A 26476-nucleotide genomic window follows, 5' to 3' on the forward strand; every position below is an offset into this window, starting at 1 on the left:
GGATAGGGTATGAAGGTGATTGACAAAGCCAATGAATTGGCAAAAGCATTGGAAGGCAACGATGCAATACAAAATTTAAAAAGCATATTGACGGAAATCAAAGATAATCCAGATGCTTATCGAATGTATCAAGATATACGAAAGCAACAAGAGGAAATCGGACAAAAGGTGTCGGAAGGAAGCTTGGATCAAGCAGAGATAGAAACGTTGCAAAGAATGGTAGAAGTCATGAAGATGAACCCATTGATGTCAAAGTTATTTGAAGCGGAGAAGCAAGTGCAGGAAATTGCACAAGAAGTACAGGGAATCATAAGCGAACCGATGAATGAAGTGTATCAGGTGATTAATGGGGATGAGCTAGACCAGATGGAACACGAAGTGGTGGAAGTGGACACACCAGTCCTAGAGGAAGTAGAAGAAATAGATGAAGATGATAAAATAGCACAAATTAAAAGAATGCTCGGACAATAAATGTAATGTTTAACAAGCAATATGCGCTATACCAACCATATCATTTGCAATACCATAAACATATAAGAGAAAGAAGTGCACAACGTTGTGTACTTCTTCGTTTTTGAGAAGAGAATAGGAAACCCATTTTACAAAGAAAAGTTGAAGAGAATAGTATTTGCTGGCTTCATTTATATCAGTTATAATAGGACAAATATATCATTGTTTTCCATACATAAGAGAAATGAAACATAGGCGAAGTTTATGCTCTGGAACGACATTATTTCACAAAAATAGTCCATAAAATGTACGAGGTGTAACAGATTGAATCATACGACAAAGCATGAACAAATTATTAAATATATAGAAGACTTAAATGTCGGACAAAAAATATCCGTTCGTCAAATCGCTAAAGAGATGGAAGTGAGCGAAGGTACAGCATATCGTGCGATTAAAGAAGCTGAGAATAAAGGCATTGTAAGTACGAAAGAGCGAATTGGAACCGTTCGTATTGAGAAGTCTATTAAAAGTGTGGATCAATTAACTTTTGAAGAAGTTGTGAAAATTGTAGATGGAAAAATACTCGGCGGTGCAAAAGGGCTAGAAAAAACATTAAATAAGTTTGTCATTGGTGCTATGGAGCTCAATGATATGGTGAAATATATTGACGCTGGTAGTTTGCTCATCGTTGGCAATCGTAATCAGGCACAGTTTTCTGCTTTAAAATTAGGTGCAGGCGTGCTGGTAACAGGAGGATTTCAGACGAGAGCAGATATTAAACAATATGCAGATCAACACAATTTGCCGATCATCTCTTCTAAGCATGATACATATACCGTGGCTTCTATGTTAAATCGAGCCATTTATGATCGCATGATCAAGAAAAAAATTATTTTAGTGTCAGATATCGTGTCTTTAAATGATGCCATTCCTTATTTGAAACCAAGTAGTACGGTGGAAGATTGGCAGTATTTATTAGAAGAGACAGGGCAGGAAAGGTTTGCTGTCGTTGATGATCGACAAAAAGTCATTGGCATTGTCACGACGAAAGATGTCATGTCCATGACAAAAGATCAATCGATTGATCGATGCATGACAAAAAATCCGATTACCGTTACGCCGCATACTTCTATCGCTTCCTGTGCGTATATGATGGTAGGGGAAGGCATAGATGTGCTTCCTGTCGTCGATCATAACAAGAAATTATTGAATGTGATTGGCAGACAAGACGTATTAAAAGCGATGCAATTTATTCAAGAGCAGCCAGAAACGGGGGAAACGTTTGAGGATCAAATATGGTCTTCCTTTTCCGAAAATAAAAATAGTACTGGTAAGCTGCACTTTAAAGGTATCATTACCCCACAAATGGCTAATCAATTAGGTACGGTATCAGAAGGAGTGCTGACCGTTTTAATTACGAAAGCAGCGTATCGTGTCATTAAAGATAGCCGCAGAGGGGATTTGGTGCTGGACAACATTTCATCACATTTCTTACGACCGCTGCAAATTGAAAATGAAATTGAACTTAGGCCAAGTATTGTTCAAATTAGCCGTAAAGCAGCAAAAGTAGAAGTAGAGATTTATGACCAAGATACGTTGGTATGTAAAGCGATGGTCACGACACAAATGATAGAGCAGCCGTAAAGTTAATCATTGTATAGAAAAATCCACCAAGAGGTGGATTTTTAATTTTCTTTAAGTTGTTTAAAGTGACGATGATGTTTGATGCCGCCGTATACGTTAAATAATCCTAATAACATAAATACAGCACACACAATGATAAACACGATCGAACCTGTTCGGAATAAAAAAATGGATGCAGTAATCAACATGATTCCCATCGAAATATTTGTTTTGGATTTCAATAATCCGCGTTCTTTTACTGATTTGGTTTTTAATGATTTAGAACTAAAATAAACAGACATGATAAGGGAAGCGATAATAAGTAAATAAATGATAGCGTAAGGCATCGTTGTTGCTCCTTTAATGAAAGTGTTATGTTAGCGGTAATAAGTTGACTGAACAAATATAAGATGAAGAAATGCTGAAATAAAAGTTTACGCCTCAGTAGCCAGGCGTAAAGATTGTCATGATGTAATTTCTCCATCTTATGTTAGCGGTAATAAGTTGACTGAACAAAGTTCATTCAACTTAATATAAGATGAAGAAATGCTGAAATAAAAGTTTACGCCTCAGTAGCCAGGCGTAAAGATTGTCATGATGTAATTTCTCCATCTTATGTTAGCGGTAATAAGTTGACTGAACAAAGTTCATTCAACTTATCTATCTTAAATCATAAGTGGTAAAAATATCAACCTGTGTATTCTTTCGCTACGATCCATATTCGTAGTTCACCGTGAATGGCAATGATGGTTTCGATTTGAACGACATAATTATTTTCATGAATGTTCGTATGCAGCTTATTATATAGTTTTTTTAACGTTTGTGGTGTATTGTCGGTGGTGGGAATGATTTTGGATATCGATAATCCTTTTAAAAATTGCAAGTCTTTCAGTACTCTTGCTTTCAGTTCATTTTTAATGACTTCTTCTAATGCTTCTTCTTCGTCTTCGTCTTCTACGTTCACAATAATGGAACGAATAATATTTTCTTTCCCTTTATATTTTGTAAGATCATCGTTGAGTGCTTGCAGTTCACCAAGTTCTGATTTCAAGGAATCATTAATGGTGAACATTTCTTCCATGTTATGTTGATAGAGCACCATAAAAACTGCCGCACCTACAATCATGCCGCAAATAAAAATCGAAATAAACTGTAGCCGCCTCATAATAGGGTAAAAGGAGGGAAGCTTCATTTGGCTCCCCCGCATATCCACTCAATAAGCTTGGCTCCAGTATAAGCGCCGATGAAGGAGCTGACTATATATAAAATTTGTTTGATGACAGGCGAGTATTGACTGTCGATCACGTTAGACTCAATTTCGCGTATCGGATCAATCGTCCCCCCTATGGCGGCGACTACGGCCCAAACTTTCACGTTGGTGGCAACATCTCGCATCGTCAGTGTTGGTGGTTGCAGTGTGAATATGGCTGCCATGCCGCTGAGGAGTGCTGCACCAATGACGACACCAAATGCCAGTGCATAGTGTGATATGATTTTAGTTAAAAAGTATCCCATAATTCCCTCCAAGGATGACATAGTCATGTACCGTTGTTATGTATCGAGTTGTATCATCCATTTTTTCTTAGATATTTATAGTGTATGGGACTACCTTTCATAAAATGATGAATACGTTCGTTTCCTTATAGATAAGTTGAATGAATTTACTCATCCCACTTATTACCACTTATATATTTTAAAATTAAAAATGTGTGAACATTTGTTCTGTTGCTTGCTTTGTGAATGCAAACCTATGATAAAATAAAACATACAGTGAAAACCTGAATGAGGTCCATAGGAGACTTGAAATGGAAAAATCATTTGTACATTTACACGTTCATAGTGAATATAGTTTATTAGATGGAGCCGCTCCAATTGATTCTTTAGTCAAGCAAGCAGCTCAGTTAGGGATGAAAGCATTAGCATTGACTGATCATGGTGTCATGTACGGTGCGATTCCCTTTTATAAACAATGTAAAGCACATGGCATCAAGCCGATTATTGGATGCGAAGTGTATTACACCCCGAAGTCCATACAGGAAAAAGGGAACCGAAAAGACAACCCCATCTACCATCTCATATTACTGGCGAAAAACATGCAAGGATACCAAAATTTGATGCGTCTTTGTTCCATCGCCCATTTGGAAGGACATCATTATAAACCGAGAGTGGACGCAGCGCTGTTAACTGAATATGGAGAGGGAATCATTTGCCTTAGCGCTTGCTTAGGAAGTGAAATTTCACAGCATTTACTGCACGGAAGATTGGAAGAAGCGGAACAAGCCGCACTTTCGTATCAAGGCATATTTGGAGAACATTTTTATTTAGAGCTGCAAGATCATCACTTGCCCGGTCAAAAAGAAGTGAATGAGAAGATGATACAGCTAAGTAAAAAGACAGGGATTCCTTTAGTCGCAACAAATGATGTGCATTATATTCATCAGGAAGATGCAGAGGCGCAAGATGTTGTGCTTTGTATCGGTACGGGCAAGACACTCGATGACGAAGAACGGTTGAAAATGGATACCAATGAATTGTATTTGAAAAGTGAGTCGCAAATGAATGCATTATTTGCCCACGTTCCAGAAGCGATTCAAAATACGCAAGTGATTGCAGATCAATGTGAGCTTCACCTGCAATTTGATCAATTTATTTTGCCTGCATTCAAGCCTATTCCACCTGCATTGACTGTAGATCAGTATTTGCATCAATTATGTATAGCAGGGGTGCAGAAAAGGTACGGAGAGCAGAACACAGCAGCAGTTATGGACAGGCTTCACAACGAACTAGATGTGATTGTGAAGATGGGTTTTGCGCATTACTTTTTAATCGTCGCCGACTTTGTACGTTATGCGAGAGAACAAGAGATTGCAGTAGGACCGGGAAGGGGTTCAGCAGCGGGAAGTTTAGTTTCCTATGTGCTGTATATTACAGATGTAGATCCGTTAAAATATGGGCTAATATTTGAACGTTTTCTCAATCCTGAGCGGGTGACGATGCCAGACATTGATATTGACTTCAGTGACGAGAGAAGAGATGAAGTCGTTCGCTACATTGTAGATAAGTATGGATCTGAACATGTAGCACAAATTATAACGTTCGGTACGATGGCGGCAAAAGCAGCGATACGAGATGTTGGAAGGGTGCTGGATTTACCGTATTATTTGGTCGATAAAGTGGCGAAAATGATACCGAATGAATTAGGAATTACGATTGATAAAGCGATGAAAAGTAATCCCGAAATGCAACGATTGGTGGAGAGTAATACAGATGTAAAGCGCTTATTGTACTTATCTAAAAAGATTGAAGGAATGCCTAGACATGCCTCTACCCACGCTGCAGGTACGGTCATTGCTAATGCACCGTTAACAGATTACATTCCACTGCAACAAGGGACGGATCATGCGGTGTTGACACAATATTCAATGGAGCATCTGGAATCATTAGGTTTATTGAAAATTGACCTGCTAGGCTTACGAACATTATCTATCATCGAACGTACACTGGGATGGGTGAACAAGCAATATGGTGTCACTATTGATTTTGATGTAGTAGGCGATAGTGACTCGCTGACGTATGACATGCTGAGCAGCGGGGAGACGAGTGGCGTTTTCCAGCTTGAATCAGCGGGAATGAGAAAAGTGCTAAAAGAACTAAAACCAGATCATTTCGAAGATATTATATCTGTCCTTGCATTGTACCGCCCGGGACCGATGCAGTTTATTTCACAATTTATTCAAGCGAGACATGGCAAAGTAACCGTACACTACCCGCACCCTTCACTAGAACCGATATTAAAAGATACGTTTGGTATTATCGTATACCAAGAGCAAATCATTCAGATTGCTTCTAAAATGGCGGGATTCAAACTAGGTGAAGCGGACCTTTTGCGAAGAGCTGTATCGAAGAAAAAGCGTGAAATCCTAGATCAAGAGAGGGAACATTTCGTTTCAGGCAGTAAAGCACAAGGGTATGATGAACAAGATAGTCATACCGTTTATGATATGATCGTCAGATTCGCAGATTATGGTTTTCCGCGAGCCCATGCTGCTGCGTATGGCTTGTTGGCATATCGTACTGCTTATTTAAAAGCACATTACCCTGCTCCTTTTATGGCTTCGATGTTAACGGCAGTGACGGGCAACCATCATAAAACGGCACAATATGTAGAAGAGTGCAAGCGCATGAACATGAAGGTGCTACCGCCTGATGTGAATGATTCTGATACGTTTTTCACTCCTATTGTGCTAGAGGGGGAAGAAGGACAGGAAGAGACACTAGCGATCAGAGTGGGACTAGCAGCGTTAAAAAATGTAGGAACAACAGCTATCCAAGTGATTTTAAAAGAACGGGCAGAAGGACAATTTACAAGTTTACTGGATTTTTGTATGCGAATAGATTTAAAAAGCTGCAACAAAAGAGTCATTGAATCTCTTATTCTTTGCGGAGCATTTGATGGGTTTGAGGGGCATCGCGCCCAATTTATCGCTGGTTTAGATGAAGTGATGGAGCTAGCAACAAAATGGAAGAAAGAACAACAAGATATGCAGCTACATTTATTTGGTTTTGATGTACAATCGAATATGACATTGGATCTCCCGGAAGTTAAACCTTTTAGCCAAGCAGAGCAAGGAGAAGCGGAATTTGATATCATCGGCTTGTACTTATCTGGACATCCATTAGACCATTACGACAGTTTATTAGCGAAATATACGATTAACCCTTTAGTAGACGTGTTTGAGTTACAAGATCATGTCATGACTACCGTCGCAGGAATGGTATCATCCATCAGACAAATCGTAACCAAAAAAGGAAAGCCGATGGCGTTTGTACAAATAGAAGACAAAACATCTAAAATGGAAGTCGTCGTGTTCCCTAATGTGTGGCAGAATATTTCATCATGGATGAAGCAAGGAGCTATTACGATGATGAAGGCAAGAGTACAGCAAGAGGAAGAGAATACGAAACTTATTGCCGAACAAGTGGCTTCCTTAGAGTCTAAATTAGATGACTTTGATGCAACAAAAAAAGAGAAACAGAGATTGTATGTGAAAATCGACGCTTCACATGAAAAGTATGTGACGTTGAATAAGCTGAAATCTGTTTTGCAATCACATAAAGGACCATATGAGGTTGCCTTGTACTATGAATCTACTGGTAAGAGCGTCATTTTAAATGCCACATACGGTGTTCAACCCAATGCTGTTTTGTTTGCCAAAGTGCAAAACTTATTAGGTGAAAACTCGGTGATATTTAAATAATGAAGGTGATGTGACAACTTTTTTTATAGAAAATAATGAAATGGTGAGGCGTAAACTTGGTTCTCATCATTTCTTGTAGACAAGTACTTTGTTGCTATAAAAAGTATAGGTATGCTATCATAAGTCTATTATGATTATTATACTGCTCTAACTTTCTACATTACTTTTTGAATGATTTTGAATGTCATAGAGCCAAAAAAATATAACGCCTTGAGGGGTGTAAAATGTTAAAAGATTTTTTCCAAAAGAAGAGAAAATATGCGACTATACCTTCTGAACAAGCAAAAAAAGATATACCAGAAGGGATTATGACGAAATGTGTGAAATGCGGTACGATACAGCTAAGTAAGGACTTAGAGAAAAACTTAAAAGTTTGTACATCGTGTGGATATCATTTTAAATTATCAGCAAGAGAGAGAGTAGCGCTGACACTTGATGACGGAAGGCTATTCGAATATGATCATGATATGGTTTCAAAAGATCCGCTCCAATTCCCTTTTTATGAAGAAAAATTAATCAAACAAATGGAGAAGTCTGGTCTGAATGATGCAGTCGTTACCGGAGAGGGTACGATTAATGGATACCCTGTTGTAATTGCTGTCATGAGCTATGATTTTTTTAGTGGTAGTATGGGTTCTGTTGTAGGTGAAAAAATTACAAGAGCGATTGAAAAAGCGACGCAGAAGAAATATCCACTGCTGATTTTTTCTACCTCAGGCGGAGCAAGAATGCAAGAGAGTATTTTAAGTTTGATGCAGATGGCCAAAACAAGTGCTGCATTAAAAAAGTTTCATAATGAAGAAGGGTTATTTATTTCCATGTGCACAGATCCAACGCTGGGTGGGGTTTCTGCTAGTTTTGCTATGCTTGGAGATATTAATCTTGCTGAACCAGGTGCTATTGTAGGTTTCACTGGTCGGATAGTCATCGAACAAACGATACGTCAGAAATTACCTAGCAACTTCCAAACTGCTGAATCTACGATGAAACATGGTCAGCTTGATAAAGTGGTTCAACGTAGTGAATTGAGGGATGTATTGACCCAAATAATAGAGATACATGCGGATAAGAAGGTGAGTAGTTAGATGGCAGGAGAATTATCGTTTGAACAACCGCTCATAGAGTTGCAACAAAAAATTAACGAATTAAAACAATTTAGTCAAGAAAAAGACATTGATTTTTCCGAAGAAATTGTTAGGCTAGAAGAGCGTTATAAAAAGTTAGAAGAAAATTTATACAAAGAATTGTCTGCTTCAGAAGTGATGCAGATGGCTAGGCATGCGATGCGACCTACTTCACTAGCTTACATCCATGAAATATTGGACTCATTCATTGAATTGCATGGTGACCGCTTGTATGGAGATGACTTAGCCATTGTTGGTGGTATAGGGAAGGTGAATGGCATTCCTGTTACCGTAGTTGGTCATCAGAAAGGGAAAGATACAAAGGATAATATCGCGCGTAATTTTGGTATGCCACATCCAGAGGGCTTCCGAAAAGCACTTCGTCTTATGGAACAAGCCAATAAATTTGGCAGACCCATCATCACATTTATAGATACACCCGGTGGATATCCAGGTGGTGCAGCAGAAGAACGTGGACAAGCGGAAGCGATTGCAAAGAACTTAATGGAAATGGCAGGATTCCGAGTTCCCATTATTAGTATTGTAATTGGAGAAGGAGGAAGCGGTGGTGCTTTAGCATTGGGAGTAGCCAATAAAGTATTAATGCTAGAACACTCCATTTATTCCGTAATATCTCCTAACGGTGCAGCTTCTATTTTGTGGAAAGATGCAAATAAAGCAGACGAAGCAGCAGAAGCAATGAAAATTACAGCTCGTGATCTCCATGAGTTAAAGGTCATTGATGGCATCATTCCTGAAGTCTTGGGTGGTGCGCACCGTGATGTGAAAGAGCAAGCATCGTATATGAAAAAAGAAATTCTTCATCATTTAACGGAACTGATGCAGCAAAGTGAAGAAGAAATTATACAGGGCCGTTACATGAAATTCAGAAATATTGGGGAATTTATGTTTATAAGTGATGAAGAAACACAGCAATCTTAAATATAGAGATACATAAAATAGGTTGGAGGAAGAGATCCATGCATAAGACAAAAATTGTTTGTACGATAGGACCAGCAAGTGAATCATTAGAAATGCTTCAAAAACTAATTACAGCAGGTATGAATGTAGCGCGCTTAAACTTTTCACACGGTGACTTTGCTGAACATGGTGCACGAATTGAAAACATTCGTAAAGCAAGTAAGGAATGTGGCAAAACGGTTGCGATTTTGTTAGATACAAAAGGACCTGAAATTCGTACTGGGAAGTTGAAAGAAGAGCCACTTGAACTTGTTCAAGGAGAAGAACTTACACTGACTACAGAAGAAATTTTAGGAGACATTCATAGAATTTCTGTTACTTACGATAAATTACCACAAGATGTGCAAATTGGTTCTACTATCTTGATTGATGATGGTCTCATTGGACTGAGCGTAAAGAAAATAGAAGGAACAGAAATTACATGCCACATCGTCAACGGTGGCACAATTAAAAGCAAAAAAGGTGTGAATGTTCCAGGTGTGAGTATTTCACTACCAGGAATTACTGAAAAAGATGCAAATGATATCGTGTTTGGTATAGAACAAGGAGTAGACTTCATTGCGGCATCTTTCGTTCGAAAAGCTTCTGATGTGCTCGAAATAAGAGAACTATTGGAGAAGCATAATGCTAGTCATATACAAATTATACCTAAAATCGAAAATCGTGAAGGTGTAGACAATTTAGACGAAATCATTGCTGTATCTGACGGATTAATGGTTGCACGTGGTGATTTGGGCGTTGAAATTCCAGCAGAAGAAGTACCACTAGTGCAAAAAGCAGCGATCCAAAAATGTAACGTAGCAGGTAAGCCAGTCATTACGGCAACACAAATGCTTGATTCTATGCAAAGAAACCCACGTCCTACTCGTGCAGAGGCAAGTGATGTGGCGAATGCTATTTTTGATGGTACAGATGCGATCATGCTATCTGGAGAAACAGCAGCAGGATCTTACCCGCTAGAGTCTGTACAAACGATGGCACGTATTGCAACATCAACAGAAAGTAGCTTGCCATACCGTGAAATCTTCATGAAACAAAGTGAAGCGCAGCAAACCAACGTAACGGAAGCGATCAGTCAAGCTGTATCCAACTCAGCATTAGACTTGAATGCGAGTGCGATTATTACTTCTACAGAAAGTGGTTATACGGCTCGTATGATTTCTAAATACCGCCCGAAAGCGCCAATCATTGCTATTACGCCACATGATCATGTGATGAGAAAATTATCCTTAGTATGGGGTGCCATTACGCTAAAGAGTGATAACGCAGATACTACAGATGAAATGTTCCAAATTGCACTAGACCGTTCTACAGAAGAAGGTCATATTAAAGAGGGCGACATCGTTGTCATTACTGCTGGTGTTCCTGTTGGACGCAGTGGAACAACTAACTTGATGAAAGTGCATCATGTAGGGGAATGGTTAGCTAAAGGTCAAGGTATTGGCTCACAAAGTGCAACAGGAAAAGTTGTCGTTGCTTCCTCACCACAAGAAGCAATGGATAAAGTAGTGGAAGGTTGTGTACTAGTCACGGCTTCTACGGATATCGAATACGTACCTGCAATGGAAAAAGCAGGAGCAGTAATCACGGAATCAGGTGGTATCACTTCACATGCTGCAATCGTAGGATTAAACTTGAGCATTCCTGTTGTAGTAGGTGTAGAAGATGCTACGAATATTTTAAAAGATGGCATGGAAGTTTCTGTTTATGGTGAGCTTGGTATTATCCGCGCTGGTAAATCCAACATCTTGTAAGTCATGCTTTAACCTATATAGTACAACCCAAACAAGCTGTCTCCCAAGTAGCTAAACTACGGAGGAGATGGCTTGTTTTTTATTATGTTTTATATAAGATGAAGAAATAATAAGATATAAGTTTGCGCCACAGTATCCTTTTAGGCTGTTGCTCAATTGAGTTTTTGTTGTCCTGGATTCCAATTAAATGTAAGCGAAGCGAACATCATAAAGAGAAGGGAGAATGCAGTGATAATGAGGGCATACACTAGCGATACATCCAAGTTGTTTCCTTGAATGACATGGTGAACGGCATCCACTAGATAGGAAAAGGGCATGCACTTAGCCACATATTGCAGCCAAGATGGAGCAGCATCCATACTGTAAAAAGCCTCACTCGTAAATAACATGGGAAAAGCAATCAGATTCGTGAGCATATTGCCTTGTCCTTCGTGTCTGGCAAAATTAGCTGTCACAATACTTAGCGCAGTAAAGCAAATGTTACCTAAAGTTAAAACGACAATAAGAATAAGGAAATGGAATATCGATATGCTCCATTCAAAAAATAAAATGCTAACTGCTAAAGTAAGTAACGTGAGTACGAAAGTGAAGAAAGAACGGACAAGCGTTAATATCGTAATAAAATAGAGACTCGAAGTAGGAGTTACATGAATTAATTTATATACTCCTTGATTTCGTTGTTGAATCATTTGAATACAAGACGTATTAAAAGCTCCGAACAATACGTTTAGTGTTAGTACACCCGTTAAAAGCTGTGGGAAATAACTTTCGTTTGTATACAGACCAAGTCCAACTAATAACCCAACTGGAAGCAAAGCACTCCAGATAATAGCATATATATCTCTGAAAATACCCTTGTTTAATAATAAAAAAATAGTGACAAACATACGTTTACCCTCCTGTTATAGATAAATATAAAGATTCCAAGTCTTCTTTTTGATGTTCCTCAAGTAATTGTTCAGGTGCTCCATCGAGAACAATACGTCCATTCTTCAACATTAACAATCTTGTAGCTAGTTTGCTCACTTCCTCCATATCATGGGAAGTAAGCATAATGGTTTTCCCTTTCTTTGCAAGGCTTGCGCTGAGTTGTTTGATATGGATACGTGCCTTTGGATCAAGTGATGCTGTAGGTTCATCCAAAAAGATGACAGATGGATCATACACAGTGGCTATAGCGATGGCTAACTTCTTTTTTTGTCCTCCAGAAAGTTTAGATGCTAAGGTGTGAGATACATCTTGTAATTCGAATTCACTCAAACTGACTTCACATTGAATAGGATTTAATTTCATGCGGTAAAAAGCTGCAAAAATTTGTATGTTTTCTTTTGCGGTCAAATCAGGAAAAAAAGGAGTTGTCTGCAATTGAACGCCTACTTGCTTCTGAAGTGACGTTGGAGCATACGTAATGGTTCCACTTTCCTGTTTTTGAATACCTAGGATGATATCCAGTAGTGTTGATTTTCCAGCTCCATTTTCTCCTGTTATAGCGATGACTTCCCCTTGTTTAATTTGTAAGGATATGTTGTTTAACACTGTTTTTGTTCCATAACGCTTTACTATGTTTTTCACATCAATCATAATGGGCATTTCTATTCACCTCATCTATATTTTATTTGTATAAACTTCATTGTATAAACAATGTTGGTTATTAAGCTGTAAAAAAACTCCCACTAAATATACTGGAAGTCATGTATATTGCTCATTGTTTTATTTTGCTTTTTTCTCATAAAGAAGTATAAGTTGTTCTATAAAAGAAATGTTAGTATCTATAATGTGCAATGAAGTTTTGAATGCTAATGCAGCATGTTCATCTAAATACTGTTGCTTTAGCACATATCCTTGTTCCCAATGTATTTTCTTTTGCTGAAGTTGTTCAAGATTTTGTTCTAACACTTCAAGTTGCTTTTCGTCATCCATTTTTTCGATGAGTGATATACCAACCATAAAATTGGACTGAACATCAAATGGGGGTTGTTTTAATGATTGTAATATTAGCTCTTCGTAAGTTTGCTCCCCCATGGTGGTGATCCCATATATTTTGCGTAACCTTGCTCCCGTTCGTTCTTCTGCTACTGTTTCAACAAGACCTTCTTTTTCCATTTTGTTTAATGCATAATATATCGAACCTGATAAGACGTTCGTCCACTGATCCAATCCATTTTCCAGAATCATTTGCTGTATTTCATAACCATGCATAGGCTTTTGTTTTAATAGCGCAAGTAATATTAAATTCGTCACTGTATATCCTTCTCTCTGTTCATTACAATATATTTAAACTCGTATATCCAACGTTGGTTATAATTATATCTATCATTTTTGGTATGTCAAGTTCGATTTAATATTTAGACGCGATTAATTGTTGCATTAGTAATTGCATTTGCTCCATTTGTTCATTGATTTTGTCTACTTGTTGCTGTAATTGTTGATTGTGGTTTTGAAGTTGTTGTAGTTGTTTTTCTTTTTTCTCTTTACATGGTTTGGGTTTGACATTGCCATTGAGAAGGACTAAAACTTGATGTTCTCCGGTTCGTTCCATGACACGGTATCCTTCACTAGCTATCGTAGCGATACCTTCTTTATTCGGTAAACAATACCCATCTACTTTACAAGTGCCATCATCGCGAACACGGAGTTGACCGATTAAACCGATGGTAGTCCATTCGCTTCTTTCACCACGCGGAGAATAGGTTTTGCTTGCATCATAATCATGATTTATTTTTCTTTTCTTTGTTTGTTTCATCGGAGTTATGACATTGCCCAATGCATCCAATTGTTCTGGAATGGTCTCTACTTCATAAATGTAACGTCCCCATTGATCCATTTCATATTGTCCCTGCCAGTGAAATTCAGATGAACCACTAACGATGCCGGGTGTAGCACTAGATATACCGAGGATGTAGTCGTCTTCGTTATTTGCGATGCGTACTTTTTTTCCTTGTAAAGTAACAAAGTAGCCAACATCCATAGCATGACCATCTACCGTTTCAAACATTTCCGCAAAATCACAGTTGTTACAATCTCCAAGTGTGATCCCGCTAAAGCAAGCATGCCCAGGTGCCATATCATCTCCTCGAATGACCGCCACTAGTCCATTACCACCTGTAACTCCGCCATTAGCGAGATGCCATGAGTTTTCAAATTTCGCTGTACCACTACGTCCCATAATATGTGCACTCGTTAGTCCTGCTGTACTTGTCATGATTCCTTCTGCATGAGAAGCTGCTCCTTGGGCTATGGTGCTGATTCCTTCTGTATGCGTAGCAAAACCAAGTGACATCGTTCCCGTACCTCCAGCGTGAGAACAGTTCCCCATGGCACTGGTGTCACACCCTTCGGCGTGAGCATTGTCCCCGAACGCCATCGTCCTAAACCCTTCTACATGTGTATTAATATTGCATGCCATAGTGGAACAACCTTCAGCATGACCGCCTGTAGCGAAAAAATCTGTAAATGTTAATACTCCTTCTGCGTGAGAAAAACAGCCAATGGCAGTAGTAACATTCCCTTCCGCATGAGCACCTGTTGCTCCAGCGAAATTAGTTATGCCTTCCGTATGGGAAGCTAATCCTGATGCTGTTGTTCCCAACCCTTCCGCATGACTAAAGAAATTGTTGCATAGCGTATCTTTTCCTTCCGCATGAGACGCGAAAGAAAGGGCCACGCTATTACATCCTTCTGCATGAGAAGCGTCGTCACCAGCCATAGAAAAAAGCCCTTCGGCATGTGTACCTTCTCCGCACGTAAACGTAAAGACACCTTCTGCATGGGAAGAACTGCCTAACGCAAATGATCCCGTTCCTTCAGCGTGAGAACCAAAGTCTCCACACGCAAACGTTTGGGCACCCTCTGCATGCGCTTGATTTCCAGACGCCATGGAGTTAAACCCTTCCGCATGGGAACCGAAATTGCCCATTGCAACCGTATTCAGCCCCTCGGCATGGGCATAGTCTACACTGGCTTGCGTTCCGCTGCCTTCTGCGTGCGCTTGATTGCCTGAAGCCATCGTTAGACTCCCTTCGCTGTGTGCATTGTCTCCACTTGCTAGAGTGAACAATCCTTCCGCATGCGCTTGATTGCCTGAAGCTACCGTTTGATTTCCTTCACTATGTGCATTGTCTCCACTTGCTAATGTTAGAATGCCTTCCGCATGTGCATTTACGCCAGAAGTCATGGTCGTATTGCCTTCTGCATGTGATGCCACACTATTTGCTTGTGTGCTGCATCCTTCACTGTGACTACAATCGCCATTTGCTACGGATAATAGCCCTTCACTATGGGCATTTGCGCCTTGTGCAATGGTTGTATTGCCTTCTGCATGTGAACATACTCCGTTTGCTACTGTATTACAGCCTTCCGCGAACGAACCATTCCCTTTTGCTGTTGTGTTTACTCCAAACGCATCTGAGCAAACACCGATGCTATTTCTATTACAAATCAATATATTCTACCTCCTCATGTTTTGCAGGTATATAGGTTATTGTATGGGGAAGGTAGTCAAATGGATTGGACAAAAGCCTAATATAAATATGTCAAAGAAATTAATCTGCTGAAAAACATAAGAATACGCCTCAGCTGCCAGGAGTAAAGATTGTGATGTAGAAACTTCTCCATCTTATGTTTAGCGGTAATAAGATGAGATTCACTTTGATTTTACATATGATAATGCAGTAAAATAGAATAAAGGTGTGACATGTACAAAGTGAAACAAGTCATGTGTTTACCTTATGTGTCGTATCAATAAAATAACTGAATTTTTTTGATGATAGAGAAGGAGGAGATCAATTGTTTCGTATTCTCGTTGTTATTATGATTGTTGTACCAGCGATTGAAGTGTTTGGGTTAATTACAGTAGGGAATTGGATTGGAGGATGGCAAACATTTGGTCTGATCATACTAACTGGTTTTGTAGGTGCTTTATTAGCGAAGAAAGAATCACAGAAAGTGTGGAACTATGCCAGAATGGAAATGTCCAGGGGTCGAGTTCCTGGTAATTCTATACTAGATGGCATTTGTATTTTTGCTGGCGGATTGTTGTTGCTTACCCCAGGCTTTTTCACAGATATAATTGGATTTTTATTAGTGCTGCCAGCTTCACGAGTGGTGTTCAGACTGTTTATCCTAAATTTAATCCGTAAAGGGATTCAAAGTGGTAAAATCCAATACATTAATCGTAGATTCTAAACTGAGAGCATACCTTTTAACATACCGATAACACTTGTATGTCATAATGAATTGAACATGCTGACAAAAAGAGACATAAAATGAGTTATGTCTTTTTTCTTTTTTTTCATGGGGAAATTTAGGGGTTTTCAGTATTGAAGTGTTGTAAACGTATAAATAGAAAGGGGAGTGCTCATCACAATGGATAAGCATGTATTTTCAGCATCTTCTCCGTATATTAATCGCGATCTCAGTTGGATTGAATTCAATTATAGGGTGCTGGAAGAAGCAAATGAAGACATGAATCCTTTGCTGGAAAGAGTGAAATTTTTAGCAATTGCTAGTAATAATTTAGATGAATTTATGAGTGTCCGAGTGGCGGAAACGATTGATCGCATGAATGCTGGGATAGACAAAGAAGACTTTTCAGGACTAAACCCTTTTGAATTATATGAGCAACTGATGGTTCGTTCATCACAAATGTTAAGGGAAATGTATGAGACATATCAAGGTTTAATGTCAGAGCTTTCTGATCAAGGTATGACGTTGATTACCGACTATGACCACTTAGATAAAGAGCAACAGCAAGAAGTTGATCATTACTATAGAGAAATTATATTTCCTGTACTTACACCCATGGCAGTAGACCAAAGTAGGCCTTTTCCACTTATTCATTCACTCGAGTTATATATTTCTGTTTTATTGCAGAAAGCAGATGGAGAGGATCAGCATGATCCATATTTCGTTTTAATTCAGATTCCATCGATTCTACCTCGATTCTTTCCATTATCTAAAAGAGATAAGAACGGTAATACCGTCTTTATATTGTTAGAAAAAATTATAGAAAAACATCTAGATTCATTGTTTGGTGGCTATACACCTATGTGCATGCATTGTTTTCGGATTACGCGCAATGCCGACTTGTCTCTAAACGAAGAAGAGGCTGATGATTTGTTGGATGAGATAGAAAAGCAATTGCACAGTCGTAGGAGAGGCGCTCCGATACGTTTAGAGGTTGAGGCAGGTTTTCACCCTTATCCGATGGCCATACTAAAATCGGAGCTCGAGGTAGATGATATTTGTTATGTCAAAGGCGGTCCCCTTCATTTAGGATTTTTGATGTCGTTTGCTAGCAGCATAAAAGATAAACAACACTTGCGTTATCCAGCGATAAAACCAGCGTATCCAAAAGAATTTCTACATGTAGATGACTTATTTTCTGTCATTAGAAAAAGAGACGTGCTTGTGCATCATCCTTACGAATCTTTCGATGCCGTTCACGACTTTATCGAGCAAGCTGTAGCAGACCCAGATGTGCTTGCCATCAAAATGACGATGTACCGAGTAAGTGTACATTCGGCCATCGTGCAAGCGCTGGTGACAGCTGCTCAAGAAGGTAAGCAAGTCACGGTCATCGTGGAATTGAAGGCAAGGTTTGATGAGGCGAAAAACATACAGTGGGCAAAAGTATTAGAGAAGGCAGGATGCCACGTCGTATATGGTCTTATCGGTTTGAAAACGCATGCCAAAATCATGCTCGTTGTTCGTAGAGAAGGAGATAAATTAAAGCGCTACGTTCACGTAGGGACAGGAAATTATAATGATAGTACCGCTGCCCTTTATACTGATATTGGACTCTTTACAAGTAACACGATCGTTGGTGAAGATGCATCCGCGCTTTTTAACGAAGTGACAGGATACTCTTCGCTTTACGATTGGAAGACGTTCTCTGTTGCCCCTAATGATTTGAAACCGAAATTAATACAATTAATAGAACGAGAAATGGAGTTTGCCAAGCAAGGCAAGCAGGCTCGCATTATCGTTAAAATGAATTCTCTATCCCATAAAGATATGATAGATAAACTGTATGAAGCATCTGAAGCGGGAGTGAAGATAGATTTGATCATTAGAGGGGTCTGCTGTCTTCGCCCTGGTTTGGAAAAGTGGAGCGAGAACATTAATGTAATCAGCATTGTTGATCGTTTCTTAGAGCATTCTCGTGTGTTTTATTTTCATAATGACGGTAACTTCGATGTTTACTTATCGAGTGCAGATTGGATGACAAGAAATTTAACGAGAAGAGTAGAATTGATGTGTCCTATATATGATCCTTCCCTTAAAGTTACATTTTTGAATATGCTTGAACTCAATTTACAAGATAACGTCAAGGCTAGAAAGTTGTTGTCTTCAGGAAAGTACGTTCATATAGAAAATGATCTGCCCAAACTTAGAAGTCAGTTCGAACAGATCAATATAAGCACGTGGAAAAAATAGATAAGTTGGAATGAACTTGTTCAACCAACTTATTACCACTATTCATTAAAATTTAAGGTGGAACTCCATGTTCCATATACACTCAAAAATCTTTCTTTTTTGATTTACTTCCCAATGCTCTATATCCCAATTGGATGATGAATGAGGTTGCACGATGAGCTTTTGTTCCTCCAGTTGGGTAGAGAGCGACGTGATGGGTTGCTTTTGGCTTCGATCTAGCGCTGCACTCATCAGTAAAATGGAACCTAGACGAAACACAAGATCTATATCTCCGTCCATTAACATATTTTTATATTTTTGAGCGTACTGCATTGCTTTCTTTTTCGTCTGAAATGAAGCAATGAGGCAGATAATGACCCATTCTCGGTGAGACAGTACCCCAAATGATTGTCCAATTAGTAAATCAAACGTATGCCCTTTTGGAGCATATGGATCGATGATGGCCCCAAATAGAGAAAGCCTAGAGGCGATGTGTACATATGTTTTTTCTTGTTCTCCCCATGCTTGTTCAGCACATAATGCGTTGAAAAGCTGCATTGCAAATTCCTCCACTTGATGCACATGCGGTATAGGGACCATTGGTATTTTGGCGTACAGTCGTTTCACACATCGATCTAAAATGTCGTCTGTATGATAATCTGGGGAAAAATGATGAATAGCTAGTCCATCCCTCAAACTGAACTCGCTGAATAACAGTTGAGATGGCTGCATATATTCGTAAATAACCTGAAATAGCTTCATCCCTGGGATGATAAGATCTCTTCTATCTTTCGCTAATCCTTCTACTTGACTTAATTGTTGTTCTGTTCTAGAAGTAATAAAATTATGGAGCTCATGAATTTGAGTCATGGTCATTTCATATCCGTGTTTTTGTTTTAGTGGGTATTTTCGTTGCTTTTGATGTATTTTACATATCGTACGTGTTGCACCGCCGATACAGACTAAAGGTAAATGGGGATGCTGGTTTAACCATGAAAGTGCAGAAAACTCTTTTTCTAAGTCCTTCTTGAGCATCATTTGTTGTTCAGAAGTCATCAACCCTTGGTGAGTGTACTTTTTAAATACATTTACAGCACCAAAAGGAAGGGACGTGCTGTGTATAATTTTACGATCGCGAAAATAGACCAGCTCACTGCTTCCACCACCAATGTCAATAAAAAAACCTTCTTGAATAGGTAAATAGTATGTGGCACCAATAAATCCATACATGGCTTCTTCTTGACCGTTTAATACATCAATCGTTAGCCCTGTTTTCATTTCCAAGTACTGCTTAACGTGTTGGGTGTTATCAGCATTACGAATAGCTGCGGTAGCCACGGTATGGATTGTAGCAACATGATGAAGGTGACAAAGATTTTTATAATGTAAAAGTGTAGAAACAATATCGTCCAGCTCTTGTATGGGAATGTCATTATTGGATGATAAACGCTGGCTTAATCTTGCTGTATACTTATTTTTATCTAATATGTGCAGCGTATTGATGTTCGTTTTCTCAAAAATAGAGAGTCGAATCGTATTCGAACCAATGTCAATAATTCCTATTCTTTGCAACAATATGATTACTCCTTTAACTCTTTATCTTCATTAATCATAAACATTTTTTTGAAAAAATCAAATCTTTTTATGAAGTCGATAATGAATTTCTATAGGAGAATGGTTCACTTATTGTTCAAAATAAACTATTATTAATAGTACGTCTATAGATAGCGTTTTCACTTTTGAATATTTTGTGAATTCTTGTTCAAATAGGAGGAAAAACAAAGCTTACGCTTAGCTGTGTTTTCCCAACTGTTTGAGCAGCGCTCTATGACTCCAATCAAAATCAGTTAGCTGCATCTGCATGTTCATCATTTTGCCATGATCGTTGCAACTCAGTTTACTAGAAGTCACAAGCAGAAACAGCAGTGAACTTTTTGAGTGATTTAAATAGGATGAAGAAACCGTAGAGCATACTTTTACAAGTTACCAGTCCTGAACAGTATGATGACGATATGTTTTCATCTTATGTATAGTGGTGATAGGTTGTCTGAATATAGGGGAAATTAGAGAAATGCCATTTCGTTCAACCTAGATAGATTTTAAATTACATAGTAAAAGGAGAGAAAAACATGACTGCGACAAAAGGTTTAGAAGGTATTGTAGCAACAACATCTGCTATAAGTTCCATTATAGACGGTGTGCTTACTTATCGAGGTTTTAACATTGATGAGCTTGCAGAGAAGTCTACGTTTGAAGAAACGGTATATTTACTGTGGTATGGTAAGTTGCCATCAGAACAAGAACTGAAAAACTTAAAAAGTCAGTTGGGACAATCCGCTGCAATTTCTACTGAGATTATAGATGCGATAAAGTCCTTTCCAAAAAACATAAATAGCATGTCTGTATTGCGCACGTTAGTCTCCATGCTTGCGATCTTTGATAGTGAAGCAGAAGATATGTCCGAAGAGGCTAACGTTCGTAAAGCGATTAGGCTACAAGCTCAACTTCCAACATTAATAGCAGCATTTGCTCGCATCCGTGAAGGAAAAGAGCCCGTTGCTCCAAAATGTGATGTCTCCATCGCTTATAATTTCCTCTATATGCTAAAAGGGGAAGAGCCAGACACTGTTGAAGTGAAAGCGTTGGACAAAGCATTGATTTTACATGCGGATCATGAATTGAACGCTTCTACATTTGCAGGAAGGGTAACGGTTGCTACACTTTCGGATATGTATTCTGGTGTCACTTCTGCGATCGGTGCGCTCAAAGGCCCACTACACGGTGGTGCAAATGAGCAAGTGATGACGATGTTGGAAGAGATTGATACGCTGGATAACATTGAGCCTTATATTATGGATAAATTGAATAACAAAGTTAAAATCATGGGATTTGGTCATCGTGTATATAAAGATGGAGATCCCCGTGCCAAGCATTTACAACAAATGTCTAAGCAACTAGGGGATATGACGGGTAATCATAAATGGTATGAAATGTCCATAAAAATAGATGATCTTGTGACCAATACGAAAGGGTTAAAACCGAATGTAGATTTTTATTCTGCTTCTGTTTATACCAGTTTAGGTATTGCTAGAGATCTATTCACTCCTATTTTTGCTATCAGTAGAATGTCTGGATGGACAGCACATATTTTAGAACAATACAGCAACAATCGCTTAATTCGCCCTAGAGCAGATTACATTGGAGAAAGCCATCAAGCATACGTACCAATCGAAGCGAGAGGTTAAATACGAAAAAAACATTATAGCAGTTGAACTATTTCATCATTTTCATCATAATAAAAGATGTTGAATATTCTAATTTCATTTTTTATTCAACATCTTCATTTCTATTCTGTACAAATCTTCAGTGAGTAGAAATGGTGGAAACGGGGGCATTACTATGACTCCCGTTGTATTTGTGAGCAGACTAAGGAGGAAATAAACGTGACTCAATTTAAATTTTATGAACAACCTACCGAAGGTGAAAAAATTACGATTCAAAATGGGAAGTTAAATGTTCCTAATCATCCTATTGTGCCATTTATTGAAGGAGATGGAACAGGTCCTGACATATGGAAAGCTGCACAAAGCGTGCTAGATGCTGCTGTCGAGAAGGCATATAACGGAGAAAAGAAAATTGCATGGTATGAAATTTATGCTGGAGAAAAAGCATTTAATCGCTATAACGCTTGGTTGCCAGAAGATACAATTGAAGCTGTAAGAGAGTACTTGGTTGCAATTAAAGGGCCATTAACGACACCAATTGGTGGAGGGATTCGCTCCCTTAACGTTGCTTTGCGACAAGAATTAGATTTATATAGTTGTGTGCGTCCTGTTCGTTATTTTGACGGTGTACCATCGCCAGTTAAACATCCAGAACTTGTGGACATGGTTATTTTCCGTGAAAATACAGAGGATATTTATGCTGGTATTGAATATCAATCTGGTTCGCCAGAAGCGAAAAAGTTAATAGAGTTTTTACAAACAGAATTATCTGTACAAAACATTCGTTTCCCAGATACTTCAGGTATTGGTATTAAGCCCGTTTCTTCCGAAGGTACAGGTCGCTTAGTACGCTCTGCTATTGAGTACGCAATTAAACACAATCGTAAAAGCGTCACACTAGTACATAAAGGTAACATTATGAAATTTACAGAAGGTGCCTTTAAAAACTGGGGTTATGAGTTAGCTGAAAGAGACTACGCTGACCAAACGTTTACATGGGGACAATATGACCGCATTAAAGAAACAGAAGGTGTGGATGCTGCAAATGCTGCGCAAGAACAAGCGATTGCAGAAGGAAAAATTATCATTAAAGATGCGATTGCTGACATCGCATTGCAACAAGTATTGACAAGACCGAAAGATTTTGATGTTATCGCAACGTTGAATTTGAATGGAGATTACTTATCTGATGCATTAGCTGCACAAGTGGGTGGTATTGGTATCGCTCCAGGAGCGAACATCAACTACAGCACAGGTCATGCTATTTTTGAAGCAACTCATGGTACAGCACCAAAATATGCAGGATTGGACGTTGTAAACCCTGGTTCTGTTATTTTATCTGGTGTATTGATGTTAGAACATCTTGGTTGGAACGAAGCAGCAGATTTAATATATAAAGGTATGGGAACTTCCATTTCTCAAAAAAACGTAACATATGACTTTGCACGTTTAATGGAAGGTGCTAATAAAGTGAAGTGTTCAGAGTTTGGGGAACTAATTATAAAAAATATGAAGTAGGGGGAAGAAGATCATGGGGATTCAACGTAAAAAAGTAACGGTTGTTGGTGCAGGATTAACTGGTTCTACTACTGCTTTAATGTTAGCGCAAAAAGAATTAGGGGATGTTGTACTTATTGACATTCCGCAAATGGAAAATCCGACAAAAGGGAAAGCATTAGACATGCTAGAAAGTAGCCCCGTACAAGGCTTTGACAGCAACATTATCGGTTCTGCTAATTATGAAGATGCAGCAGATTCTGATGTGGTTGTCATTACAGCAGGTATTGCTCGTAAGCCAGGCATGAGTCGTGATGATCTAGTTAATACGAATGCTGGCATTATGAAATCCGTATGTGAAAACATTAAAGAAAAATGCCCGAATGCGTTTGTTATCATTTTAAGTAATCCAGTGGATGCGATGACATACGTTGCTTACAAAACGCTAGGTTTCCCTAAAGAGCGTGTAATTGGTCAATCTGGCGTATTAGATACAGCTAGATACTTTACCTTTATTTCTCAAGAGTTAAATGTTTCTGTGGAAGATGTGCACGGATTTGTACTAGGTGGTCACGGTGACGATATGGTTCCACTCGTTCGTTATACTAACGTAGCTGGTATACCGGTAGATACATTGATTGCCAAAGATAAACTAGATGCGATTGTACAACGTACACGTACTGGTGGCGGTGAAATTGTCAGCTTAATGGGTAACGCAAGTGCCTATTACGCTCCAGCAGCATCCTTAGTACAAATGACAGAAGCAATTTTAAAAGATAAAAAGAGAGTGCTTCCATCCATTGCCCTACTGGAAGGTGAGTACGGATATAAAGACTTATTTATAGGTGTTCCGACTGTCATTGGTGGTAGCGGTATTGAGAGAATTATCGAAGTAAGTTTGACAGATGATGAAAAGGCAGCTTTAGATACTTCCGCTGCATCTGTTAGCAAAGTGATTAAAGTGGTAGAAAATATTTAGATATAGTAGAATCTAAATAAGAGTTTTACAAAAGGGAGTACTCGTAATAGGGTGCTCCCTTAACAAGCGTAAAGCATCTGAATACATGGTGTTAAGGAGGAATAAAAGTTGAATTCATATGAGTTAGTTAGAAATACACATATCATTGTGGGATTAGTACTGTTGATTTATACGATTTTCCCTGTTGTTCTCGTTACGATTTCACAGCGAGGTACCCGATTTGCTTCTACGATGGTGTTAATCAATCGTATTGGACAATATTTGTTAGTAGTAGGCTTTCTTACAGGTGGATATATGGTAAGTAAGTTTGATTACACTCTGCTATGGATGATCTTGGCTATCCTGTTATTGTTAGTCATGTTTGCGATGTCTGGTATGATGACAAAGCCACTGAAAGCATTTAAAAAAGGAGAAGGGAATCCAGCATTAGCGAAAAAAGTACTTATTTTCAGTGTTGTGAATGCCCTGACTGTCATTGCCATTGTTGTCATTATGTATCACCCAGAATGGTTGTAATAAGAGGTGTAAACTTGTAGCTTATTATTTCTTCATCTTATATAGATAAACGATAAAACCTTTGATAGCGTGGTTTGTACTGAGGGGGATTGATTATGAAGCAATTTTTTCAAAGTGCATATGATCTGATAGTGGAAACATCAACAGTGCTTCCAGCAGATGTAAGACAAGCAATACAAACTGGACAAGAGAATGAAAACAAAGGTACGCGTGCCACACTAGCCATGTCGAGGATAGCGGAAAATATTACGATGGCGGAAAGTAACGTGTCTCCAATATGTCAAGATACAGGCATGCCCACGTTTATCATTCATACGCCTGTTGGCGCAAATCAGTTGGAAATGAAAAAGCAAATACAACATGCGATTGTACAAGCAACAAAAGATGGGAAGCTACGCCCCAATTCTGTTGATTCGATTACAGGTGAAAATTCTGGAGATAATTTAGGATTAGGAACACCTGTGATTCATTTCGAACAATGGGATCAAGATCAGATAGAAATGAAGCTTATTTTAAAAGGTGGCGGCTGTGAGAATAAAAATATTCAATACAGTTTGCCAGCGGAATTAGAAGGTTTAGGTAAAGCAGGTCGTGATTTAGATGGGATTAGAAAATGTATTCTGCACGCAGTGTACCAAGCGCAAGGACAAGGCTGCGGTGCTGGTTTTATCGGTGTCGGCATTGGTGGAGACAGAACTACAGGCTATGATTTGGCAAAGCAACAGTTATTCCGTAAAGTAGAGGATACCAATCCACATTCTGAATTACGTCAATTAGAAGACTATATCATGGAAAAAGCCAACCAGCTCGGTATTGGCACGATGGGCTTTGGTGGTGAAGTCACTTTATTAGGATGTAAAATCGGGAGTATGCATCGATTGCCAGCAAGTTTTTTCGTTTCTGTAGCCTATAATTGTTGGGCATTTCGTAGACAAGGTGTATGGATTAATCCAGACAACGGAGCCATTACGAAATGGTTGTATGAAAAAGGTGATACGGTTCAGATGAAAGAAGAACCAGTAGAAGGGAAAGAAGAACAAAAAGAAGTCGTCCTTCACACACCGATTACGGAAGAGCAAGTAAGACAATTAAAAGTAGGCGACGTTGTCATTATTAACGGCCCAATGTATACAGGCAGAGACGCTATTCATAAACACTTAGTAGACCATGATGCACCAGTAGATTTAAACGGTGCTGCACTGTATCACTGCGGTCCGGTGATGCTCAAAGATGGTGAGGAGTGGGAAGTAAAAGCAGCAGGTCCAACGACGAGTATTCGTGAAGAACCTTATCAAGGTGACATTATGAAGAAGTTCGGTATTCGCGCTGTAATAGGTAAAGGTGGAATGGGTAGCAAAACGCTGCAAGCATTACAAGAACACGGCGGTGTGTATCTGAACGCGATTGGTGGAGCAGCCCAGTATTATGCTAAGTCCATCAAGAAAGTAACAGGTGTTGATTTTATGGAATTTGGTATTCCAGAGGCGATGTGGCATTTTGAAGTGGAACAGTTCGCTGCGATCGTAACGATGGATGCACATGGAAATAGTTTACATGCGGATGTAGATCAAAGTTCGTTAGAGAAACTATCTGCTTTTAAAGATAAAGTTTTTTAATGTAATCATAATAACTGCAATCATCATACAAAAAAGAG

Annotated in this window: 21 protein-coding genes; 13 read left to right on the forward strand and 8 right to left on the reverse strand. The window is 38.9% G+C overall.

Annotated features, from left to right (window positions below; genetic code table 11):
- Window positions 1–9 precede the first annotated feature (9 nt).
- Both D1Z92_RS05640 and D1Z92_RS05645 read left to right on the forward strand, forming a co-directional pair.
- Complete coding sequence (locus tag D1Z92_RS05640; RefSeq protein ID WP_128894685.1) at window positions 10–471, forward strand: YlbF/YmcA family competence regulator; 462 nt, start codon at window positions 10–12, stop codon at window positions 469–471.
- Between the two features lie 303 nt (window positions 472–774).
- A complete protein-coding gene (locus tag D1Z92_RS05645; RefSeq protein ID WP_240666584.1) occupies window positions 775–2094 on the forward strand; it encodes a DRTGG domain-containing protein in 1320 nt (439 codons plus the stop codon).
- A gap of 41 nt (window positions 2095–2135) precedes the next feature.
- On the opposite strand, the gene D1Z92_RS05650 is transcribed toward D1Z92_RS05645, so the two are convergent.
- The 3 genes from D1Z92_RS05650 to D1Z92_RS05660 all read right to left on the reverse strand — a co-directional run bounded on the left by D1Z92_RS05650 (window position 2136) and on the right by D1Z92_RS05660 (window position 3588).
- Window positions 2136–2420 (reverse strand): YtpI family protein, encoded by a 285-nt coding sequence (locus tag D1Z92_RS05650; RefSeq protein WP_128894687.1) that lies wholly within the window; start codon window positions 2418–2420, stop codon window positions 2136–2138.
- A gap of 341 nt (window positions 2421–2761) precedes the next feature.
- Window positions 2762–3265, reverse strand: coding sequence for a sporulation membrane protein YtrI (locus tag D1Z92_RS05655; RefSeq protein ID WP_128894688.1), 504 nt, complete (start codon window positions 3263–3265; stop codon window positions 2762–2764).
- A complete protein-coding gene (locus D1Z92_RS05660) occupies window positions 3262–3588 on the reverse strand; it encodes a YtrH family sporulation protein (protein ID WP_128894780.1) in 327 nt (108 codons plus the stop codon). Before D1Z92_RS05660 ends, D1Z92_RS05655 begins: the two co-directional genes overlap by 4 nt.
- A 290-nt stretch (window positions 3589–3878) precedes the next feature.
- Between D1Z92_RS05660 and D1Z92_RS05665 the strand changes: the two genes are divergently transcribed.
- The 4 genes from D1Z92_RS05665 to pyk all read left to right on the forward strand — a co-directional run bounded on the left by D1Z92_RS05665 (window position 3879) and on the right by pyk (window position 11190).
- Window positions 3879–7331 carry a DNA polymerase III subunit alpha gene (locus D1Z92_RS05665; RefSeq protein ID WP_128894689.1) on the forward strand — a complete coding sequence of 1151 codons (3453 nt, stop codon included), beginning with the start codon at window positions 3879–3881 and terminating at the stop codon, window positions 7329–7331.
- Window positions 7332–7555: 224 nt separating this feature from the next.
- The gene (gene accD / locus D1Z92_RS05670; RefSeq protein WP_128894690.1) at window positions 7556–8416 is read left to right on the forward strand and encodes an acetyl-CoA carboxylase, carboxyltransferase subunit beta; all 861 of its coding nucleotides are present in this window, start codon (window positions 7556–7558) and stop codon (window positions 8414–8416) included.
- Window positions 8417–9397, forward strand: coding sequence for an acetyl-CoA carboxylase carboxyl transferase subunit alpha (gene accA / locus D1Z92_RS05675; protein WP_128894691.1), 981 nt, complete (start codon window positions 8417–8419; stop codon window positions 9395–9397).
- Window positions 9398–9435: 38 nt separating this feature from the next.
- Window positions 9436–11190 carry a pyruvate kinase gene (gene pyk / locus D1Z92_RS05680; RefSeq protein WP_128894692.1) on the forward strand — a complete coding sequence of 585 codons (1755 nt, stop codon included), beginning with the start codon at window positions 9436–9438 and terminating at the stop codon, window positions 11188–11190.
- A 152-nt stretch (window positions 11191–11342) separates the two neighbouring features.
- Here pyk and D1Z92_RS05685 read toward each other — a convergent pair whose 3' ends face one another.
- The 4 genes from D1Z92_RS05685 to D1Z92_RS05700 form a co-directional block, all read right to left on the reverse strand.
- Complete coding sequence (locus D1Z92_RS05685) at window positions 11343–12077, reverse strand: ABC transporter permease (RefSeq protein WP_128894693.1); 735 nt, start codon at window positions 12075–12077, stop codon at window positions 11343–11345.
- A 4-nt stretch (window positions 12078–12081) separates the two neighbouring features.
- On the reverse strand, window positions 12082–12780 hold the full coding sequence (locus tag D1Z92_RS05690) for an ABC transporter ATP-binding protein (RefSeq protein WP_128894694.1): 699 nt from the start codon (window positions 12778–12780) through the stop codon (window positions 12082–12084).
- Between the two features lie 120 nt (window positions 12781–12900).
- Window positions 12901–13431: a PadR family transcriptional regulator gene (locus D1Z92_RS05695; RefSeq protein WP_128894695.1), complete on the reverse strand. Its 531-nt coding sequence runs from the start codon at window positions 13429–13431 to the stop codon at window positions 12901–12903.
- A gap of 97 nt (window positions 13432–13528) precedes the next feature.
- Window positions 13529–15631, reverse strand: coding sequence for a peptidase G2 autoproteolytic cleavage domain-containing protein (locus D1Z92_RS05700; protein ID WP_240666585.1), 2103 nt, complete (start codon window positions 15629–15631; stop codon window positions 13529–13531).
- A gap of 344 nt (window positions 15632–15975) precedes the next feature.
- Here D1Z92_RS05700 and D1Z92_RS05705 point away from each other — a divergent pair, with 344 nt between their 5' ends.
- Together D1Z92_RS05705 and ppk1 are read left to right on the forward strand one after the other, a co-directional pair.
- The gene (locus D1Z92_RS05705) at window positions 15976–16374 is read left to right on the forward strand and encodes an FxsA family protein (protein ID WP_128894697.1); all 399 of its coding nucleotides are present in this window, start codon (window positions 15976–15978) and stop codon (window positions 16372–16374) included.
- A gap of 180 nt (window positions 16375–16554) precedes the next feature.
- Window positions 16555–18627, forward strand: a complete 2073-nt coding sequence (gene ppk1 / locus D1Z92_RS05710; protein ID WP_128894698.1) for a polyphosphate kinase 1 — start codon at window positions 16555–16557, stop codon at window positions 18625–18627.
- Window positions 18628–18672: 45 nt separating this feature from the next.
- Here ppk1 and D1Z92_RS05715 read toward each other — a convergent pair whose 3' ends face one another.
- Window positions 18673–20181 carry a Ppx/GppA phosphatase family protein gene (locus tag D1Z92_RS05715; RefSeq protein ID WP_164931470.1) on the reverse strand — a complete coding sequence of 503 codons (1509 nt, stop codon included), beginning with the start codon at window positions 20179–20181 and terminating at the stop codon, window positions 18673–18675.
- 554 nt (window positions 20182–20735) lie between these two features.
- Between D1Z92_RS05715 and citZ the strand changes: the two genes are divergently transcribed.
- From citZ to D1Z92_RS05740, 5 genes are all read left to right on the forward strand, one after another.
- A complete protein-coding gene (gene citZ / locus D1Z92_RS05720) occupies window positions 20736–21851 on the forward strand; it encodes a citrate synthase (RefSeq protein WP_128894700.1) in 1116 nt (371 codons plus the stop codon).
- Between the two features lie 198 nt (window positions 21852–22049).
- The gene (gene icd / locus D1Z92_RS05725; protein ID WP_128894701.1) at window positions 22050–23348 is read left to right on the forward strand and encodes an NADP-dependent isocitrate dehydrogenase; all 1299 of its coding nucleotides are present in this window, start codon (window positions 22050–22052) and stop codon (window positions 23346–23348) included.
- Between the two features lie 13 nt (window positions 23349–23361).
- Window positions 23362–24306, forward strand: coding sequence for a malate dehydrogenase (gene mdh, locus D1Z92_RS05730; protein ID WP_128894702.1), 945 nt, complete (start codon window positions 23362–23364; stop codon window positions 24304–24306).
- 108 nt (window positions 24307–24414) lie between these two features.
- Window positions 24415–24822 (forward strand): hypothetical protein, encoded by a 408-nt coding sequence (locus D1Z92_RS05735; protein ID WP_128894703.1) that lies wholly within the window; start codon window positions 24415–24417, stop codon window positions 24820–24822.
- A 95-nt stretch (window positions 24823–24917) separates the two neighbouring features.
- A complete protein-coding gene (locus D1Z92_RS05740) occupies window positions 24918–26438 on the forward strand; it encodes a fumarate hydratase (protein WP_128894704.1) in 1521 nt (506 codons plus the stop codon).
- Window positions 26439–26476: the final 38 nt, after the last annotated feature.

This window comes from Longirhabdus pacifica (assembly GCF_004115085.1).
Lineage (GTDB): Bacteria > Bacillota > Bacilli > Paenibacillales > DSM-105158 > Longirhabdus > Longirhabdus pacifica.